Raw genomic sequence first — 19,724 nt, 5'->3', positions numbered from 1 at the left:
CTGTCTAGTCTCCGGTAAAGGATGGGTCTTCGCCGGCCAGGAAGGCGCGCACGCCCTCGCTGTGGTCCCGGCTTTCGGCATAGGAGAAATAATCGCGATACTCGTCCTCGGTCAAGGCGGCGCCGGTGGCGAGCCTGGCGGACAAGCGCTTGTTGATGCGGGCGGCCAGCGGCGCGCCCTGGGCGATGCGGTCGGCGCTGCGGCGGGCGGACGTGGCCACGTCGCCGTCGTCGACGATGCGGGTCAAGAGACCCAGGTCTTTGGCTTCGGCGGCGCCGAACACCCGGCCTTCCAGCAGAATGGCCAGCGTGGCGGCCCTGCCCGCCAGCGCCAGCAGGCCGCGCATTTCGTCCGGGGCCATCGGAAAACCCAGGCGATTGATCGGCACGCCGAAGCGGGCCGACGCGCCGGCGATGCGCAGGTCGCACTGGCAGGCGATTTCCAGCCCACCCCCGACGCACACGCCGTCGATCTGCGCGATGACCGGTTGCGGGCATTCGGCCACGGCGCGCAGGGCGGGCGCCAGGATCTCGCGGTGATAGCGCTGCACGCCCGCCATGTCGGCGCGTTCGGCGGGGAACTCGCGGATGTCGGCGCCGGCGGCGAAGTTGCCGCCCTCGCCGCGCACGATCACGCAGCGCACGGCGTCATCCTGCGCGATGCGCGTGAAGACATCGCGCAGTTCGCGCCACATGCCCACCGTGATCGCATTCAGGCGCCCCGGGTGCGACAGCGTCACCCAGGCCAGATGCCCGTCGCGATCGAGCCGCACACTGCCTTGGCCTTGGCCTTGGCCTGCCACGTTCTCCGTCATGTCCCCTGCCCTTGTTGTGATTGTCAGGAACCCGCCGCCGTGTGTCCGGCGGTCAGGCCACGCGCCCCACGCCGCGGCTGATCTGCGGCTTGCCCTCGTTCAGGCGCTGAAGGTTGGTGTCCAGTTCGTCAAGGTCATACAGGTAATTGACCATCATGGCGCACGACTGCTTGAGCCCCTTGGGCGAGGTGTCGGCCGCCCAGTTCAGGCGCTCGATCCGCGCGCCGTTGCCCAGATGAAAGCGCGCCACGGGATCGACCGGCAGACCGTTCTTCATCGACTGCAGATAGCAGGCCGCCAGCCGGAAGCCAGCGCGCTTGACCACGTCGGGCGCCTTGCCCTGCGCGGCCTTCGCCAAACGCGCGACCCAGCGCTGCCCGTCCGGCACGCCTTCACGCTGGCGGTCCTTGGCACGCGTCTTGTCTTCGCGCACGATCGCCTCGACGGCCTGCGCGTCCTGCTTGCCCAGCCAATCGGTAAAGCCCGGAATCGGCGACAAGGTGGCAAAGGCCTTCAGCTTGGGCAGCTCTTCCAGCAACTGCTCGACCACGCGCTTGAGCAGGAAATTGCCGAAGCTGATGCCCTTGAGGCCCGGTTGCGTGTTCGAGATGGAGTAGAAGATCGCCCAGCGCGCCTTGTCCAGGTCCTGCGGCGGCAGCGTGCTGTCCAGCAGCACCTGCACGTTGTCGGCCATCTGGCTGGCAAAGGCCACTTCCACGAAGATCAGCGGCACGCCCGGCATCTGCGGATGAAAGTACGCATAGCAGCGGCGGTCGGGCGCCACGCGGTGGCGCAGGTCGTCCCAGGATTTGATCTCGTGGACGGCCTCGTAAAGGATCAGCTTTTCCAGCAGCGACGCGGGCGAATCCCAGGTCAGCGGACGCAGTTCAAGCAAGCCCACGTCGAACCACGCAGACAGGAGGCCTTCCAGTTCCTTGTCCAGCGACTGGATGCCCGACACCTGCTTGCGCCAGCGCAGCATGTCCGCGCGCAATTCCACCAGAAAGCGCAGGCCTTGCGGCTGGGCGTTGAACCGCTTGAAGAGGCGCACGCCCTCGCCGCCATCGCCTGCATACGTGGCGCGGATCTGCGCCAGCGCGGCAAGCATCAGGCGGCGATCCTTGCCGTCGGCCGCGGCGTATTGCTCGCACCAGCGGCGCGCCAGCTTGTTGGCGGCCACGTCGGTCAGGCGCGCCTCGAACAGGCGGCGGACTTCGGATTCGCTGGGCAGGCGCCCGCGCTCCCACAGGCGGCCCAGCCGCGTGATCAGGCTGGCGCTTTCGGCCGCCGCGGCGGCATCGACCAGATCGGCCTCGGGCTCAGGCGTGCGTGCGCCGCGCGCGGGCGCGAGATTGGCGGGTGCGGACATGGGCGGGCTCCTCGATGACGATGGGATCGGACGGCGCCGCATCGGCGGCGTCTTCGTTGCTAAGGACGCGCAGCGCTTCAAGCTGGCGCATCAGATGGGTGTGCGCCAGCGCCTGCGCGGCGTCGGAATCATGGGCCTTCAGGGCCTCGAAGATGGCAAGGTGTTCGGCGCAGGATTGCTCGATACGGCCGGGCCGCGACAGGCTGCGATGGCGCGACAGGCTCAGCACCTTGCGCAGATTGCCCACCATGTCGGACAGCCATTGGTTGCCGGCCAGCGCCTGGACGGCTTCGTGGATGAGGTAATTGGTCTTGTAGTAGGCGTCGATGCGGCCCGCCTTCGCATGGCCGGCCAGCGCGGCGTGCAGCGGTTCCAGTTCGGCTAGCTGCGCGTCGGTGGCCTTGCGCGCGGCCTCGAAGGCGCAGCGCCCTTCCAGCATGGCCATCAGCGGGAAGATGTCTTCCAGATCCTGGGCGGACAGTTCGTTGACGAAGCAGCCGCGGCGGGGTTCCAGCCGGACCAGCCCTTCGGTCGCCAGCACCTTCAGCGCCTCGCGCAGCGGCGTGCGCGAAATGCCCATTTCGCCAGCCAGGCGGAGTTCATCGATCCATTCGCCGTTACGCAGCGACCGCGCATGGATCATGCCGCGCAGGCGGTCCGCGACTTCCAGATACAGGGCTTGCCGGACGATAGGTAGGGTCATGGGCAGACGGCGGGGAAATGCCGTAATTCATAATTATGAATAAGCCGATGATAGACCTGGGTGGGAAGAAAGGTAAACCCCGCGTGACCTGGGACCTACCCTAACAGCGGATCACCGAAGCCTTAGCGCAAGTTGAATCGATGGGCCGGGACGATTTGGAATGAGCCGCGCAATGGCGCGTGCCTCCATCAAAAATGCAGAACCCCGTCGACCGCATGCCGCGTCAACGAGCGCGCCCAGCGGCGAGCAGGCAGCCCGTACTTCCCTTCCACGATCTCGGCGCGCGCCAGCAATTCAGCCGGGGTGATTGCCAGGCTTGGGCCGGAAAACGCCAGCACGATCTGGTTGCCGGCCTCGACCTCGGGCAGCAGCACGATGCGATCGTCGAAGGCCTTGGACAGGTTGTCGATGTTCTTGCCGAAGCTTTCGTGCCGCCCGAACAGGTTCACGGCCAGGATGCCGACTTCGCCCAGCACACGGCGGCAGTCGCGGTAGAACTTCACGCTGTCGCGTACCGGGCCCTCGGCGGCCGCGTCGTACAGGTCCACCATCAGCACGGGGCACCGTCCGGCGTTCAGCGGATCGGCCACCCACGCGCCGGCGTCGGCGTGCTCGACCTGCAAGCGGTTCGCGCCGGGCAGGCGGAAGAACATATGACAGGCGGCAGTGACGCGCGGATTCCATTCCACGGCCAGCAGCGGGCCGCGCGTGTGCTTGGCGCAGAAGCGCGCCAGCGACCCGGCGCCCAGGCCCAGCATGCCGATGGCCTCTTCCTTCGGCGGCTCCAGGAACAGCAGCCAGGCCATCATCTGCGCGGTGTATTCCAGCACCAGATCGGCGGGGCTCTTGATGTTCATCGCGCCCTGCACCCATTCGGTGTTGAAGTGCAGATAGCGGACGCCGTCGGCTTCGGAAAGCGTCGGCTGGTCGAGTTCGGAGGGGAAGTTGGATTTGTACATGGGCGCGATTGTAGGCCGGCCGTCCCGTCCCCGGCCGCCGATTACGCCGCCGCTTCCCAGATGCGCTCGAGCAGGTCCGGGCCGGACACTTCAGCCTCCAGGCTGGCCGACAGCCGCAGGACGCGCTTCAGGTACAGATGCGCATCGCACTCCCAGGTCACGCCCAGCGCACCATGCGTCTGGATCGCGTTCTGGGTGGCGCGGCGGCTGGCTTCGACGGCCAGCAGCGGCGCGAACAGGCAATCGGTTGCCGCCGACGCCGCGCGGTCATCCAGCGCCGATGCCGCCGCCCAGCCCGCCAGCCGCGCATCGTCCAGCGCCATCCAGTCCTCGGCCAGCCGATGCTTGATCGCCTGATTGGCGCCGATCGCGCGGCCGAACTGCTGGCGCTCGCGGGCGTACGACGCGGCCATGTCCAGCGCCGCCGAAGCCGCCCCCAGCATTTCCGCCGACCGCAGCAAGCGCAGACGCGTGCGCAGCAGATGCCACGTGCCCGGCTTGACCTGGACATCGGTGCTTTCCAGGACCGCGGGATCCGCCGCGACCCCGACCGGCATGGTCGGATCCAATCCCGCCACGCCCGCCACAGGCGACAGCAGATCCAGACGCACGGACGCCGGACCGGCCTCGCGCACGGCAAGCGCGCGCACGCCCTCGCCGGCGCCTTCGATGAAGGCCGACCCGTCGAGGCGCAGCGTCGCGTCGGCGTACCAGGTGTCACCGGCCATCATATCGCCGGCCCATTGCGCAATAGCCCCACCCGCCTCGCACAAAGTCGGCAGCATCACCATGTTGGATACGAGCGGCAGGCTCAGCAGATGGCGCCCCGCTTCCTCGGCAACGATCCAGGCCTCGCGCATACCCAAGCCGAGTCCGCCTTGTGCCTCGGGCGCCAGCAAGGCGGGCCAGCCCTGATCGGCCAGATCGCGCCACAGCGCCTGGCGGGCCGGCGCATCTTGATGACAAGCGCCGCGCGCCATGGCCACCGGATGGCGCTGCGACAGGAAACGGTGCGCGGCGTCGCGCAGCATGCGCTGGTCTTCACTCAGATGCAGATTCATTTACGGTCAGCCCTTAGGCAGGCCGAGCATCTGCTCGGCGATGATGTTGCGCTGGATCTCGGACGTGCCCGCCAGGATGGTTTCGGCCCGCGACCATAGATAGGCGTGCGTCAGCGACGCCGCGCGGGTGTCAGCTGCGTCCACGCCCAGGCAGGCGTCCTCGCCCAGCAATTGCATGGACAGTTCGAGCAGGCGCTGGTGCGCCTCGCTCCAGTGGATCTTGGTGGACGATCCTTCCGGTCCGGGCGGATCGCCCCGCATCGCGGCGGCCAGCGCGCGCTGCGATTTCAGCGCCAGCACGTGGCTGTCGGCCGCCAGCCGCGCCCAGCGATGCCGCACCGATGCCGATGCCGACGACGCCGGCACGCGGCCCTGCTTGTCCGCCTGCAGCGCCAGCGCGCGCACCTGACGCAGCTCCTGCGAAAAACGCACGAGTCGCGGGATGAAATACGTGCCGCGCTCGAAGCTTGCGGCCGCCATCGCGATGCGCCAGCCCTGGTTCAATCCGCCCAGCAGCGCGTCCTGCGGAACGAACACGTCCTCGAAAAAGACCTCGCAGAACTCGGCTTCGCCCGTGAGCTGGCGGATGGGTTCGACCCGCACGCCGGGACTGCGCATATCCACGAGCAGGAAGCTCAGGCCTTTGTGCCTGGACGCGTCCGGATCGGTGCGCGCCAGCACGAAGCACCACTGCGCTCGGTCCGCAAACGAGGTCCAGATCTTGTGACCGTTCACGCGGAAGCCGCCCGGCGCCGGTTCCGCCCGCGTACGCACGGCGGCCAGGTCGGACCCGGCGCCCGGCTCTGAATATCCCTGGCACCACACCTCGCGGTTCGACAGGATGCCGGGCAGGAAGCGCTGCTTCTGCGCCTCGGACCCGAAATGCAGCAGGGTGGGCGCCAGGATGCCGTGGCCGATCAGGTTCACGCCCAGCGGCGCGCCGCAACGCGCGTGCTCTTCATGGAAGACCGCCTGGCGCGACAGCGGCAGCGCCTTGCCGCCGTACTCCGCCGGCCAGCCCAGCCCGGACCAGCCGTTTGCGCACAGCGTGTCTTCCCAGGCGCGCCGGTAGTCCAGATTGCGCGGGTCGGACCCGCCGGGCCAGGACCGTGCAAACGCTGCGTAGGCCGTGTCGAGCCAGCCCCGAAGCGTCTGCCGGAACGCCTCGTCGTCAAGCGCCGCGCTGTCGGGCACGGCGGTTTGCTGCATCGTCATGCCTCACTCCAGCCGGATGTTCGAGTCGCGCGCCACCTTGGCCCAGGTCGCTACGTCTTTCTGGATGAACGCGCCGAAGGCTTTGGGATCACTGCCGATGATGTCCAGCCCCAGCCCCTCGAACTGCTTCTTCACGTCGGGCTGCTGCAGGATCTGCGCCAGGTTCTGGTAGAGCTTGTCGATCACGGGCTGCGGCGTGCGCGCGGGCGCGACCAGACCCAGCCACGGCATGGCCGAATAGCCCGGCAGGCCGGACGCATCCACCGTGGGCAACTCGGGCAATGACGCCGAAGGCTTGGCCGTCGTGACCGCCAGCGCGCGCAGCTTGCCGTCCTTGACGAAGGGGCCCGACGAGGCCCACGCATCGAACATCACCTGCAGACGCCCCGCAACCAGGTCGTTGAGCGCGGGCGCGCTGCCCTTGTAGGGGATGTGCGCCATCTGCACGCCGGCCATGCTGTTGAAGAGTTCGGCCTCCAGGTGGGTTGAACTGCCCGTGCCGACGGAGCCGTAGCTCACCTTGCCCGGATTGGCCTTCAGGTAGGCGATCAGCTCGCCGACATTCTTGGCCGGCACCGACGGGTGGACACCCAGCACGTGAACCACCGACGCGACTTGCGTGATCGGGGCGAAGTCCTTGACCGGGTCGTAGTTGACCTTGGTGTAGATGCTGGGCGCGATGCCCAGCGACGACGCGGCCATCAGCAGCGTGTAGCCGTCGGGCTCGGCGCGGGACACGTAATCGGACGCGATCATGGTGCCGCCGCCCGGCTTGTTTTCCACGATCACCGGCTGGCCTAGCTTTCCGCTCAACTTTTCGGCCAGCAGACGGCTCATGATGTCGGTCGCGCCGCCGGGCGAGAACGGCACCACGATACGCACGGGCCGCGCGGGGTAGTTGTCCTGGGCTTGCGCGACGCTCGTGGCGCCGATGCAGGCCAGTGCGACGCCGGCCAATATTGTCTTGATCATGCTTGTCTCCTCCTGAGGAATGCGCAGACGCGCTACGGGGTTGCGGGCAGGATCAGCGCGTCCAGCACCGCAACGCCCTGTCCCGCCTCTTTGATCAGCAAGGGATTCACTTCTATTTGCGCCACATGCGCGGGCGCGGCAAGCAAGGCGTTGCCCACGGCCACGATGCTCCTGCACGCCGCCGCCAGATCGCCCCGGGGCTTGCCCCGGAAACCGTCCAGCAGCGCAAACGCCTTGAGCTCCTGCAACATCTGCAAGGCGATGTCCTCGTCCACCGGCAGGAGCCGGTGGCTGGTGTCCTGGTAGATCTCGGTCAGCACCCCGCCCAGGCCCACCGTCAGCACGGGGCCGAAGACGGGATCGCGCGTGGCGCCAACGATGATCTCCGCCACACCGCGCTCCATCTTCTGGACCATGACGCCGTCGATACGCGCATTGGGCTGCGCGCGCGTCACCGCCTGCGTCACGGTGGCATGGGCCACGCGCACCGCCTCGTCGTCCGCAAGGTTCAGCGCGACGCCGCCCGCTTCGGTCTTGTGCGCGATGTCGGGGCTCAGGATCTTCAGGGCGACGGGATAGCCTGCAATGCGCGCATCGCGCACGGCCTCGTCCGCATTGCGCGCCACCGCGGTGGCAGCCTGGGGCAGACCGAACGCGGCCACGAAGGCGCGAGCGTCCGCTTCGTTGCATGGCAGAGCCGGCGCGCTGGCCATCTCCAATGCGGGCGCCGCCGCCTGCCGCCGGGCCGTGCGCGCGTCACACCACAGCAAATATGGCGCCAGCGCCGCGACGGCCAGACCCAGATCCTCGAACACCGCGACTTCCGCCTCGCGCAGCGCGGCACGGCTTTGCGCGAGGCCCGTATCGATGGCGACGAACAACCGCGGGTGCTCCCGGGACGCTTCGGCCAACGCGTCGGCCATGCGGTCCAGCATGTAGCCGGGCGCATACACGACCACGGCATCGATGGCGTCCGACGTGCCCAACGCCTGCAGCACGGTGCGCACAAAGGCGGGATCGTTGACCACGTTGCCGGTCACGTCCACCGGATTGCCCACCATGCCGTAATCCGGAATGCCGCCGCGCAGCACCTCCTGCAGATCCGGCGGCAGGTCTGGCAGCTCCAGCCCCGCACCGATGAACTTGTCGGCCAGGATGGCCCCCAGCGCCCCCGACATCGTCAGCACCGCCACGCGCTTGCCGGCCGTGCGGTGGCGCAGCGTCGCCAGACTGGCCAGATGCGCCATCTGCGCGAAGTCCGTGGCCTCGATGACGTTCAACTGGCGAAAGGCAGCTGCATACACGCGGCGGTCGCCGGCCAGCGCCGACGTGTGCGACTGCACGGCCTGCGCGCCCTTGTCGGTGGCGCCTGCCTTCAGGGCAATCAGCAGCTTGCCCTGGCGTTCCAGCTCGCGGCACGCGCGCACGAAGCGGCCGCCATCGCGCAACTGTTCGATGTAGCCGAGCACGATTTCCGTCTGCGGGTCCGCCGCCAGATATTCCAGGTACTGCGAAAAATCCAGGCAGGCCTCGTTGCCGGTGTTGATGAAGTGCGAGAACGGCAGCCCCAGCCTGCGCGCGATCGCGTACACCGCCGCGCACACGTTGCCGCTTTGGGTCAGCAGGCTGACCGAGCCCGGCCCCTCCTGCGCCGGCGCGGTCTTGAAGACCGACGCGAAGGCGGTATGCGCCTGCGTGTTCAGGTTTGCGAATCCCATGCAATTCGGGCCCGCGACCGCCATGCCGCTTTCCGACACGAAGGCCTCCAGTTCGTCCTGCAAACGCGCGCCCTCGCCGCCCGCCTCGGCAAAGCCCGCGGCATACACGATGGCCGCGGGGATGCCCCTGGCATGGCAGCGCCGCAGCATGGGCGTGACGTCGGCCGCGGCGATGGCCAGCACCGCCAGGTCCACCGGCTCGGGCACGGCTTCGATGTCGGGCCAGCACCGCAGGCCGAAGACCTCCTGGTATTTCGGGTTGACGGGATAGATGCCGCCCGAAAAGCCAAAGCGCGTCAGCAGTTCCAGCGGCATGCCGCCAATGCGGCCCGGGTTGGCGCTGGCGCCGATCATGGCGATCGATCGCGGATTCAGCAGCGGTTCAAGGCGTGAGGTCATGCGGCTTCGCCTTTCTTGTTGCGCTGGATGGCCTGCGCCAGGCCGCGCTCGCGCACCGCCTGGAATTCCTCGCTCAGGTGCGACAACTGATGCGTGTCGAAGTGCGCCGACAGCGCCGTGCGAAAGCCCTGCGCGTCCGCCGTGCGGTTCAGCGACCGCTTGATCAGGCGCAGTCCGAACGGCGGCGCCTGCGCGATGCGCTGGGCCAGCGCCAGCGTGGCGGCATCCAGTTCGGCTTCGGGCACCACCCGGTTCACCATGCCGATGCGCAATGCCTCCTGCGCATCGACCTTCTCGCCGGTGTAGAGCATTTCCTTGGCCTTGCGCAGCCCCATGACCCAGGGATGAATCAGCACCTCGGTGGCGGCCGCGGCCAGGGTGTGTCCGACCGGGTCCGAGAAGTACGCCGTGTCCGAACACACCACCAGGTCGCACATGTTGGCGATCATGAATCCGCCCGCCACGCACGCGCCCTGCACCTGCGCCACGGTGGGCTTGGGGAAGTCCCAGATGCGCAGGCAATACCCGTAGTAGCGGCGGGACTCGTAATCCCAGCGTTCCTCGACCGTGAAGTCGGCGCGCTTGGCCTGGGCTTCCTTCAGGTCATGCCCGGCCGAGAAATGCGCGCCGCGACCGGCCAGGATGACCACCCGCACCGCATCGTCCTGCTCGGCGCGCGAGAGGGCGTCATCCAGTTCGTCCAGCATCTGCTGGCTCTGGGCATTGCGCGCGGATTCGCGGGCCAGACTGATGCGGCATACCGCGTCGTGCCGTTCGACGGCCAGGGTGGCGTATTCCATGGTCTCCTCGTCCTTGTCATGCCGCGCCGTCGGATGCAGCGCGATCTCCATGCATTGAATTAACGCACTGCAAATCCTAAAATACAAAATATTCGAATCCTTTTTCCCACAATATGAACAACCTAGGATCCACCGGCGGCACGCAGAGCATGCGTCGCGCGCTCGGCCTGTTGCGCGTGCTGGCGCAGCACCAGGAAGACGGCATCGACCTGCAGGGCGTCATGGTCGCCACCGGCCTGGAGCGTTCCACGGCGCACCGCCTTCTCAGTTGCCTGCTGGAAGAACAGTTCGCCGAACGCGACCGCGCCACCCGCCGTTATCGGCTGGGCGTGGATTCGATGCAACTGGGGTTTGCCGCCTTGCGGCGCACGCCTTTGCTGGACGCCCTGCGCCCGTTCGCGCAGAAGCTGGCACGCCTGTCTGGCGACACCGTGTTCCTGGTGATCCGCCAGGGCGACTACGCACTATGTTTGCTGCGCGAGGCCGGCTCATTTCCCGTCAAGGTATTCACCATCGACCAGGGCGAACGGCGGCTCTTGGGCGTGGGCGCGGGCGGCCTGGCGCTGATGGCAGCCCTGCCGGACGACGAGATCGCCGCGCTGTACGCAAGGCATGCGGCCAGCTACGCGCAGATCCGCGTCTCCAGCACCGCGCTGATGAAGGCGGTCAGGCAGACGCGCAATGCGGGATATTCCGAGATCGTGGACACCATCACGCCTGGCGTGTCCGGCGTGGGCGTGGCGTTTCCGGTGTCGGAGCTGACCTGGGTGGCGTTCAGTTTTGGCGCGATCAGCAGCCGGCTCGACGCGCCGCGGCGGGCGCAGATGGGCGCAATGCTAAACGCCGAATGCCAGGCGTGGGCCCAGGACTATCTGGGCCAGGCGGCCCCATGAAGAAACCCGCGAGGATCCGGCGCAGCCGGAACCTCGCGGGCTTGCCGAGCCGAACGAATCAGATCCGTTCGAAGATCGCGGCGATGCCCTGCCCGCCGCCGATGCACATGGTCACGAGCGCATAGCGTCCGCCCACGCGCTGCAGTTCATGCAGGGCCTTGGTGGTGATGATGGCGCCGGTCGCGCCGATCGGGTGGCCCAGGCCGATCCCGCTGCCGTTGGGGTTCACCTTGGCGGCGTCCAGCTTCAGTTCGCGCGACACTGCGCATGCCTGCGCGGCAAACGCCTCGTTGGCCTCGATGACGTCCAGCTGGTCGACCGTCAGGCCCGCGCGCTTGAGCGCCGCCTGCGTGGCCGGCACCGGACCGATGCCCATGATGTCGGGGTCCACGCCCGAATGCGCGTAGGCCACCAGACGCGCCAGCGGCTTGACGCCGCGTTTGGCCGCGACAGACGCGTTCATCAGCACCAGCGCACCCGCGCCGTCGTTCAGCCCGGACGCATTGCCCGCCGTGACGGTGCCGTTTTCCTTCTGGAACACCGGCTTGAGCGTGGCCAGGCTGTCGGCCGTGACGTCGCGGCGCACGTGTTCGTCGGTGTCGAACACGATCTCACCTTTGCGCGACTTGATCTTCACGGGCACGATCTGGTCGCGGAAGTAACCCGCATCGATCGCGGCGGCGGCGCGGCGGTGCGATTCCGCGGCCGTGGCGTCCTGGTCCTGCCGGTTGATGCCGAACTTGGCGGCCACGTTTTCCGCCGTGACGCCCATGTGCATCTTGCCGAAGGGGTCGGACAGCGCGCCGGTCATCATGTCCAGCATGACGCTGTCGCCCATGCGCGCGCCCCAGCGCTGGGCCGGCGCGATGTACGGCGCGCGGCTCATGCTTTCGGCGCCGGCGCCCACAGCGATCTCGGCGTCTCCCAGCATGATGGTTTGCGCAGCGGACACGATGGCCTGCAGGCCCGAACCGCACAGGCGGTTGACGTTGAACGCGGGCGTTTCCTTGGAGATGCCGGCATTCATGGCGGCCACGCGCGACAGGTACATGTCGCGCGGCTCGGTGTTGATCACGTGTCCAACGGCGACATGGCCGACTTCGTCGCCCGAGACGCCTGCGCGTTCCAGCGCGGCCCGGATGACGGTGGCGCCCAGATCGCAGGGGGGCACATCCTTGAGCGCGCCGCCGAAATCTCCAATGGCGGTGCGGACGGCCGAAGCGACGATGACTTCATTCATGGTGTTTCCTCCTTGTGTTGCGTTGTGGTTCGTGCGTTGTGGGTCGCGCGATGCGGTCCATGAAGTGCGTTCCATCATACTGCCCGCCACTCGATACAAAACCCATATCGCAAACCCGCAAAATAATATTGGACAGCTATCAGTGCATTCCCGGATAGTGGCCGTCGGCGCCTGTCGCGGCGCCCTTGCCTGACCCGGAGCGACTGATGATCGACACGCTGGAACTCACTGCCATTCCTCCCGAGGATGAAGCTATGCGCACCGAGGTGCGCGCCTTCCTGTCCGATGCGCTGGACGGCCTGGAGCCGGATGAGCGCGCCCGTTCATGGATGGGTTTTGACGCGGGCTTCAGCCGCCAGCTTGCCGAACACGGCTGGCTGGGCCTGACGCTGCCGCGCGAATACGGCGGCGCGGCACGCGGCCACTTTGCGCGATTCGTGTTGTCCGAAGAATTGCTGGGCGCGGGCGCGCCGGTGTCGGCGCACTGGATTGCCGATCGCCAGAGCGCGCCGCTCATCCTGAAATACGGCACGCCAGCGCAAAAGGATTTTTATCTGCCGCGCATCTGCGCCGCGCAGGCCTTCTTCTGCATCGGCATGAGCGAGCCGGGCTCCGGCTCGGACCTGGCCAGCATCCGCAGCCGAGCGGAAGCCGTGGCGGGCGGCTGGCGGTTGAACGGGAGCAAGATCTGGACGACGAACGCGCACCGTTCGCACTACATGATTGCGCTGGTTCGCACGTCCGGCACCGCGGACGACCGGCATCAGGGGCTGTCGCAGGTGATTGTGGACCTGTCGTTGCCCGGCGTGTCGGTGCGCCCGATCGAAGACCTGGCGGGCGATGCGCACTTTTCGGAAGTATTCTTCGACAACGTCGAATTGCCCGACGAGGCGCTGATCGGCGAGGAAGGCGGCGGCTGGGCCCAGGTAAATGCGGAACTGGCCTTCGAGCGCAGCGGCCCCGAGCGTCTGTATTCCAGCATCGCCCTGCTGGAGTGCTGGCTGGCACATTGGCACGATGACGGTGGCGATGCCGATGCCGCCAGCCGGACAGCGCTGGGCAGCATTCTGTCGCAGATGGCGGTGCTGCGCGCGATGTCGCTGGCCGTGGCCGGCAAGCTGGCGGCGGGCCTGAGCCCCGCCACGGAGGCATCGCTGGTCAAGGATCTGGGCACCGAGCTTGAACAGACGATTCCGCGCCTGATCGGCGATACGCTGGGCAGGCACCCCGACCGCCCCGTGCCGCTGCCACTGCTGCGCACGCTGGCCTATCTGGAACAGGTCGCGCCGACGTTTTCGCTGCGCGGCGGCACCCGCGAAATCCTGCGCGGCATCATTGCCCGCGGCCTTGGCCTTCGATAAGGACGACCGTCATGGACAACATTTTTGGCGATGCCGCCGAACGCCTTTTTGCCCAGACCTGCACCCCGGATGTGATCCGCCGCGCCGAACGCGGTCAGCCGTCCGGCGACGCATGGCAGGCCTGCGAGGACGCGGGGTTCGCGGATGCGCTGGTGCGGGAAGATCATGGCGGCGCGGGCCTGGGCCTGGCCGATGTGCTGCCCGTCGTGCTGGCGGCGGGGCGCCATCTGTGCCCCTACCCCATTGCCCACACGCTGCTGGCGCGCGCGTGGCTGAGCCGCGTGCAGCGGCCGCAGGCGGCGGGGGCCATCGCGCTGGCACCACACGGCCTTGCCATCGACGGCGGGCGCATCGCGGGCGCGAGCGTAGCTTGGGCGCGCAGCGCTGACTACGTGCTGGCCGGCATCGATGGCCAGACCTGGCTGCTGCCCATGCAGGCGGCGCGCGTCGAATCCAACGGGGTGCACGGCAGCCTGGACGGCGGCGTTTCCTGCGCGCTGTCCGACGCCGAACGCCTCGACAGTCCAGCGCCGCTGGATACGATGGCGGCCACCGCCTACGCGGGGTTGATCGCCGGCGCCATGGATCGCGTGCTGGCGATGACGCTGGACTATGCGAACCAGCGCGCGCAGTTCGGCAAGCCCATCGGGCGCTTTCAGGCCGTGCAGCAGCAGATCAGCGAGATGGCCGAACAGGTGTGGGCCGCGCGCATGGCGGCGCAACTGGCCTTTCAGGGCAATGACGGCCTGCCCCGTCCGCTGCTCGCCGCGCTGGGCAAGGCCCGCGCCAGCCAGGCCGTGCCGCGCGTGGCCGACATCGCGCACGCGGTGCACGGCGCCATCGGCGTCACCGAGGAGTACGACCTGCAGTTGTATACGCGCAGGCTGCGCGAATGGCGGCTCGCGGCGGGGTCCGAATCGTATTGGCATGACCGCATCGGCGCTGACGCCCTCAGCAGCCGCAGCGACGCGCTGAGCTATCTGCGTACGGCGTTGTACGGCAAGGAAACGGCGTGAGGGCCGATCCGCGCCAGCGATTCGCGTCAAAAACACGATGTAACGCGCCCTGCTTGCGGCAATGCCGCAGGCAGGCTTAGGATGGTGCTTCGATCCTCACCACCGATTCGGGAGCACATCGTGAAGACAGTTGCTGAGCTTCTCAGGGAAAAGGCCAATCACGCCGTCGTAACGGTTTCGCCGGATTCGTCGGTCTTCGACGCGATCAAGACGATGGCCGACCGCAGCATCGGGGCGGTGGTGGTGGTGGAAGGCGACGTGGTGCTGGGCATGCTGACCGAACGCGACTACGCGCGCAAGATCGTGCTGCAGGACCGGTCGTCGCGCACGACCAAGGTGCGCGACATCATGACGGACTCGGTGTATTACGTCAGCCCCACCGACACGCGGGAACACTGTATGGCCATGATGACCGAACGGCATTTCCGCCATCTGCCGGTCATCGACAACGACAAGCTGATCGGATTGCTATCCATCGGCGACCTGGTCAAGGACGTGATGAGCGAGCAGAAATTCATCATTCATGAACTCGAGCGCTACATCACGGGGGAGCGTGGTTGACGGGTGAGTGAGGCCGGCGGTATCTCGCCGGCTGCGCCCGATGGGCCTCGCTTGGCCGGCAGCGCGTAGCCGGCCGCGCCTAGCCGGCCGCACCTAACCGGCCGTACCTAGCCGGCCGCGCCTAACCGGCCGTACCTAGCCGGCCGCCAATATCCTCGTCGCCGGGACGATGAGCCCCAGGCCGGCGGCCAGCAGCAGCACGAACACCATCCGCTTGACCTTCTCCATCGAATTCTCGGTGCTGTAGCGGCGCGCAAACCACGTCACGCCGATCACGACCGGCAGCGCCTGCACGCTCAGCCAGAACGATGACGCCATGAACGCGCCCTGCCCGGTCACGAGCGCCAGGCGCACCGTGGCGTTGAGCGAAAACAGGATCAGCAGGCTGTTGCGGATGGTGGCCAACGGCAGCGGCTGGCGATACAGGTGATAGACCATGGGCGGACCGGCGCTGGAAAACAGGCCGCCCAGCACGCCCGAAACGCCACCGAAAAATACGCTGGAAGTGCGGGACGACAACTGCGCCAGCGGCTGGGTTCGCGTCACGAGCAAAATGGCGCACGCCAGGATGGTGACGCCCAGCAGCAACTGCAGCAACACCGCCATGGACCCGCTGATCCACGTCAGCGCGGCCACGCCCACCCCGACGCCGGCCAGGCTGCTGACCGCGGCGGGGGTCAGCAGCGACCAGTTCACCCCTGCGGCTTGGCGCGCAGCAAGGTGACGCCCGCATTGACCAGGGACAGCACGCTGACCACGTTGGCCACCTCGGACACCGAGGCAAGCTGGAACACGCCCGACAGGCCCAGCAGCACCAGGCCGAACGCAAAGCCCGTCATCGTCTGGGCATAGGTGGCGAGCGCCACGCAGGCCAGAAACAGCAGATGTTGATAGATGCTCATACAGGAGAGCCAGACCTCGGCTCTGCCCGGCTGCGCGCCAATTCGGACGGCAGGAGAGCGGATCGACGGGAAACGGCAGCGTAATAGTTGATGTGACAACGATTTTTCGCCGGGGATGATAGCACCGGGCGCCGCACGCATTCCGGCCCCGATATCGCCGATTCCACACATATGGTCACAAACTGATGCGCTCATGCACCCCGGGTGCGGCCGACGGCCGCTATCCTTGCCGCCCGGTAAGCCCTTCACGCCGGTCCCGCCGCCCATCCCGGATCGCGGCGCGCGGCCGAACCGCCTTCGTAGCGTAAATGACGCCCAGCGTAAAGGACGCCCCGCGAGAATGACGCCCAAACAGACCACTATCAACACGGTGACGCTAACCTGCTCCACGTGCGGCAGCGCCAGTTTCACCAAGCTGGACACCAACGAATACCAGTGCAGCCACTGCCATGCGGTGACGCTGGTCGAAGACAACGTCGCGCAGCGGCTGGAAAAGATCCTGCGCAACATCCAGCAGCCCAAGCCTGCGCCCATCAAGCCGGCCGCCATCGTGGCGATCTCGGCGGCGATCCTTGCCGCCGTCATCATCCCGCTGGTCGTCTCATCGCTCGGTTCGCGCCCGTCGCCCCTGCCCGCCCGCATTGTCGAACCGCCCATCGACGCCTCGCTGGTCAAGCTGACGGACGTGCAGGAGGTCAAGACGCGCGGGCGCAACGAGCTGGTCATGATCGTGCGCAACGAGACCGGCCGGAAGATCGACGTGCCGCGCGTGACGGCATCGTTCTTCCAGGGGGATCTGTCGCTGTCCACCGTGTCGGGCTCGGCGCCCGCGCGCTCGCTGGAACCGGGGGAGTACACCCCGCTGAAGATATCGTTGCCGTCCAAGGCGTACAGCCGCTACGACTTGCAGGTCGGCACGCCGTCGCCCGCGCGCGGCAAGAACAACGATGTGGCTGCCAGCCGCGTTCAGCTTGTGCGCAATGACGGCAATTACCGTCTGGTCGGCCTGATCCGCAACCAGGGCACCAACCCCGCCAGCAGCACGCAGATCACCGTCATGCTCTATGGCGCCGACGGCGGCCTGATTGGCACGGGCAACGGCTACGCGACCGCCAGCCCGCTGGCCCCCGACGCGCTGACGTCCTTCGACGTGCGCTGCGAAATGCTGCGCGATGGCGAGGTCGCCTCCTACGATTACATGGTGCAAAGTGAAAGCTGACCCCTCCTCCTCCCGGCGCCTGTCGCGGCCGGCCCTGGCAGGGCTGGCGCTGATCCTGTTTGGCGCGGGCGGGTATGCCGCGTGGAAATACACCGCGCTGGGATCCGCCAGCCCGCCCCCGGCGCAGGCGCAGGCCGTGACCAAATCCGCCGAGCCCGAGGCCAAGCCGCCCGTCAGCCGCATCGTGCGCGTCAGCCCGGCCAACACGCGGGTCATCGACCACGTCCGTCTGACCACCGAAGAACTGCTGGACCCGGATTTCGCCCTGTTTGATGCCGGGGCATTGAAGCTGTCCGCACCTCGCCGGCTGCTGGACGAAATCGAACGCCCGGTGCTGTATGCCGAACTGGTCAACACCAGCGACCAGTTCGTAGCGCTGTCGCCCCGGGCGGAAATCGCGGTGTTCGACGGGTCGCGTCCGCTCGAGCTGCGCCAGGCCTGGAGCCTGCCGACGCATCTGTACCCTGGCGAGCGCGTGCCCGTGGCGCTGACCGGGCGCGTCGAACGCTTTACGGAGGTGAAAACCAACTGGCTGCCCGCCAAACGCGCTGCCCTGCCCGGCCCGCGTCCGCAGTTGGCCGTGACGGTGGAAAACACCGAAGCCGCCATCGGCACCGGCACGCTGAACTTTACCTACCGCTTCCGTTACAAGTACGTGACGGTGCACGGCCGGGTGCGCAACGACAGCAGCAGCGAGGTCGAGAAGGTGCGCGTGTGGGTCAGCCTGTACGACGCGCAGGATCAGCTAACGGGCGCCACGTTCCAGGAACTGCGGGTGCCGCGACTGCCGCCGGGCGACAGTGCGCCGTTCCAGGTGGACGTCAAGCAATACGGCGGCAACTTCGCCCGCGTCGGCGTGGTGTACGACGCCGCGGCGCCCTGACCGGCTGGCGGTGGGCTTTTATACCGAAGCGGCCCTCGGGGCCGCTTTTTCTTTGCGGGGCCCCTGGGCCCTTGGCGTCCAGGGGCCCCGCCCCCACCTCCCCATCCGCCGCCGCGTGCCCGACTCCAGCCACCCGAGGCCCGCAGCCGACGACCAACGCCGGACGCCCGACGCCGGACGCCCGTCGCCCCGCCAAGGCGTCGCCACCGAACAACAGCTATCGGCTCAAGTCTTATATAAGATATAAGACATTTGCTACCGGCCCCCACTTGCTTCTACAATTCCGGCCGACAACCCTTCTTCCAACCCGACTTTGAGCAGGCCTCACATGCTGGATACTTACCGCCAACACGTCGCCGAACGCGCGGCTCTGGGGATTCCCCCGCTGCCCCTTACGGCCAAACAAACCGCTGAACTGATCGAACTGCTGAAGAACCCGCCCGCTGGCGAGGAGCAGAACCTGGTCGAGCTGCTGACGCATCGCGTGCCGGCCGGCGTGGACGATGCCGCCAAGGTCAAGGCCTCCTACCTGGCCGCCGTGGCGCTGGGCAAGGAAGCTTGTGCGCTGATCAGCCGTGCCAAGGCGACGCAACTGCTGGGCACGATGCTCGGCGGCTACAACATTGGCCCGCTGGTCGACCTGCTGGATGATGCGGAAATCGGCACCATCGCCGCCGATGCGCTCAAGAAGACCCTGTTGATGTTCGACGCCTTCCACGACGTGAAGGAAAAGGCCGACAAGGGCAACGCCAACGCCAAGTCCGTGCTGCAAAGCTGGGCCGATGCCGAATGGTTCACCAGCCGTCCGGAACTGCCGGAAAGCCTGACCATCACGGTCTTCAAGGTTCCTGGCGAAACCAACACCGACGACCTGTCGCCCGCCCCCGACGCCACCACGCGTCCCGACATCCCGATGCACGCCCTGGCGATGCTCAAGAACAAGCGCGACGGCGCTGCGTTCGAACCGGAAGAAGACGGCAAGCGCGGGCCGGTCAAGTTCATCGAGTCCCTGAAGGAAAAGGGCCACCTGGTCGCCTACGTGGGCGACGTGGTCGGCACGGGTTCGTCGCGCAAGTCGGCCACCAACTCGGTGCTGTGGTTCACGGGCGAAGACATCCCCTTCGTGCCGAACAAGCGCTTTGGCGGCGTGTGCCTGGGCAACAAGATCGCCCCGATCTTCTACAACACGATGGAAGACGCCGGCGCCCTGCCGATCGAACTCGACGTTTCCAAGATGGAAATGGGCGACGTGGTCGAACTGCGCCCCTACGACGGCAAGGCCATCAAGAACGGTGAAGTCATCGCCGAATTCGAGGTCAAGTCCGACGTGCTGTTCGACGAAGTGCGCGCCGGCGGCCGCATTCCGCTGATCATCGGCCGCGGCCTGACCGCCAAGGCCCGCGAAGCGCTGGGTCTGGCGCCCTCGACGCTGTTCCGCCTGCCCAAGGATCCGGTCGACTCCGGCCGCGGCTACACGCTGGCCCAGAAGATGGTCGGCCGTGCCTGCGGCCTGCCGGAAGGCAAGGGTATCCGCCCGGGCACCTACTGCGAACCGAAGATGACCTCGGTCGGCAGCCAGGACACCACCGGCCCGATGACCCGCGACGAACTGAAGGACCTGGCCTGCCTGGGCTTCTCG

General features: G+C 67.4%; 16 protein-coding genes and 2 pseudogenes. 7 read left to right on the top strand and 11 right to left on the bottom strand.

The annotated features are described in order from the left end of the window. Positions 1-4: 4 nt before the first annotated feature. From B2W22_RS14970 to B2W22_RS14930, 9 genes are all read right to left on the bottom strand, one after another. Entirely contained in the window at positions 5-814 is an 810-nt protein-coding gene (locus B2W22_RS14970) for an enoyl-CoA hydratase/isomerase family protein (RefSeq protein WP_175123647.1), read from the bottom strand. A gap of 52 nt (positions 815-866) precedes the next feature. After that, entirely contained in the window at positions 867-2,183 is a 1,317-nt protein-coding gene (locus B2W22_RS14965; protein ID WP_175123648.1) for a malonyl-CoA decarboxylase domain-containing protein, read from the bottom strand. Next, positions 2,134-2,886, bottom strand: a complete 753-nt coding sequence (locus B2W22_RS14960) for a GntR family transcriptional regulator (protein ID WP_175123649.1) — start codon at positions 2,884-2,886, stop codon at positions 2,134-2,136. The genes B2W22_RS14965 and B2W22_RS14960 overlap by 50 nt, the downstream gene beginning before the upstream one ends. Positions 2,887-3,074: 188 nt before the next feature. Further along, entirely contained in the window at positions 3,075-3,845 is a 771-nt protein-coding gene (locus B2W22_RS14955; RefSeq protein ID WP_175183960.1) for a spermidine synthase, read from the bottom strand. A gap of 41 nt (positions 3,846-3,886) precedes the next feature. Next, entirely contained in the window at positions 3,887-4,906 is a 1,020-nt protein-coding gene (locus B2W22_RS14950; RefSeq protein ID WP_286938401.1) for an acyl-CoA dehydrogenase family protein, read from the bottom strand. Between the two features lie 6 nt (positions 4,907-4,912). After that, entirely contained in the window at positions 4,913-6,121 is a 1,209-nt protein-coding gene (locus B2W22_RS14945; protein WP_286938399.1) for an acyl-CoA dehydrogenase family protein, read from the bottom strand. 3 nt (positions 6,122-6,124) lie between these two features. Next, positions 6,125-7,093: a Bug family tripartite tricarboxylate transporter substrate binding protein gene (locus tag B2W22_RS14940; protein ID WP_175123652.1), complete on the bottom strand. Its 969-nt coding sequence runs from the start codon at positions 7,091-7,093 to the stop codon at positions 6,125-6,127. 32 nt (positions 7,094-7,125) lie between these two features. After that, complete coding sequence (locus B2W22_RS14935) at positions 7,126-9,210, bottom strand: acetate--CoA ligase family protein (protein ID WP_286938398.1); 2,085 nt, start codon at positions 9,208-9,210, stop codon at positions 7,126-7,128. Then, a complete protein-coding gene (locus B2W22_RS14930; protein ID WP_175138156.1) occupies positions 9,207-10,010 on the bottom strand; it encodes an enoyl-CoA hydratase in 804 nt (267 codons plus the stop codon). The genes B2W22_RS14935 and B2W22_RS14930 overlap by 4 nt, the downstream gene beginning before the upstream one ends. Before the next feature lie 113 nt (positions 10,011-10,123). On the opposite strand from B2W22_RS14930, the gene B2W22_RS14925 reads away from it, so the two are divergent. Continuing rightward, positions 10,124-10,903 (top strand): IclR family transcriptional regulator, encoded by a 780-nt coding sequence (locus tag B2W22_RS14925; RefSeq protein ID WP_286938396.1) that lies wholly within the window; start codon positions 10,124-10,126, stop codon positions 10,901-10,903. 58 nt (positions 10,904-10,961) lie between these two features. Here B2W22_RS14925 and B2W22_RS14920 read toward each other — a convergent pair whose 3' ends face one another. Further along, positions 10,962-12,143, bottom strand: a complete 1,182-nt coding sequence (locus tag B2W22_RS14920) for an acetyl-CoA C-acyltransferase family protein (RefSeq protein ID WP_175123655.1) — start codon at positions 12,141-12,143, stop codon at positions 10,962-10,964. A gap of 206 nt (positions 12,144-12,349) precedes the next feature. Between B2W22_RS14920 and B2W22_RS14915 the strand changes: the two genes are divergently transcribed. The 3 genes from B2W22_RS14915 (at position 12,350) to B2W22_RS14905 (ending at position 15,081) form a co-directional block, all read left to right on the top strand. Next, complete coding sequence (locus B2W22_RS14915; protein ID WP_286938395.1) at positions 12,350-13,504, top strand: acyl-CoA dehydrogenase family protein; 1,155 nt, start codon at positions 12,350-12,352, stop codon at positions 13,502-13,504. 11 nt (positions 13,505-13,515) lie between these two features. Then, entirely contained in the window at positions 13,516-14,520 is a 1,005-nt protein-coding gene (locus B2W22_RS14910; RefSeq protein ID WP_286938394.1) for an acyl-CoA dehydrogenase, read from the top strand. A gap of 120 nt (positions 14,521-14,640) precedes the next feature. Further along, the gene (locus B2W22_RS14905) at positions 14,641-15,081 is read left to right on the top strand and encodes a CBS domain-containing protein (protein WP_105239654.1); all 441 of its coding nucleotides are present in this window, start codon (positions 14,641-14,643) and stop codon (positions 15,079-15,081) included. A gap of 135 nt (positions 15,082-15,216) precedes the next feature. Here B2W22_RS14905 and B2W22_RS14900 read toward each other — a convergent pair. Then, positions 15,217-15,983 (bottom strand): annotated as a pseudogene (locus B2W22_RS14900) (TSUP family transporter). Between the two features lie 340 nt (positions 15,984-16,323). Here B2W22_RS14900 and B2W22_RS14895 point away from each other — a divergent pair. From B2W22_RS14895 to B2W22_RS14885, 3 genes and pseudogenes are all read left to right on the top strand, one after another. Continuing rightward, positions 16,324-17,202, top strand: a complete 879-nt coding sequence (locus tag B2W22_RS14895) for an FxLYD domain-containing protein (protein ID WP_175123659.1) — start codon at positions 16,324-16,326, stop codon at positions 17,200-17,202. Further along, positions 17,192-18,085, top strand: coding sequence for an FxLYD domain-containing protein (locus tag B2W22_RS14890; RefSeq protein WP_286938390.1), 894 nt, complete (start codon positions 17,192-17,194; stop codon positions 18,083-18,085). Before B2W22_RS14895 ends, B2W22_RS14890 begins: the two co-directional genes overlap by 11 nt. A 328-nt stretch (positions 18,086-18,413) precedes the next feature. Beyond that, a pseudogene (locus tag B2W22_RS14885) lies at positions 18,414-19,724 on the top strand (aconitate hydratase B); the annotation flags it as partial.

The organism is Achromobacter sp. UBA4530 (genome assembly GCF_002388205.1).
GTDB lineage: Bacteria > Pseudomonadota > Gammaproteobacteria > Burkholderiales > Burkholderiaceae_B > Achromobacter > Achromobacter animicus.
This window is presented reverse-complemented; position numbering and strand designations above follow the sequence as displayed.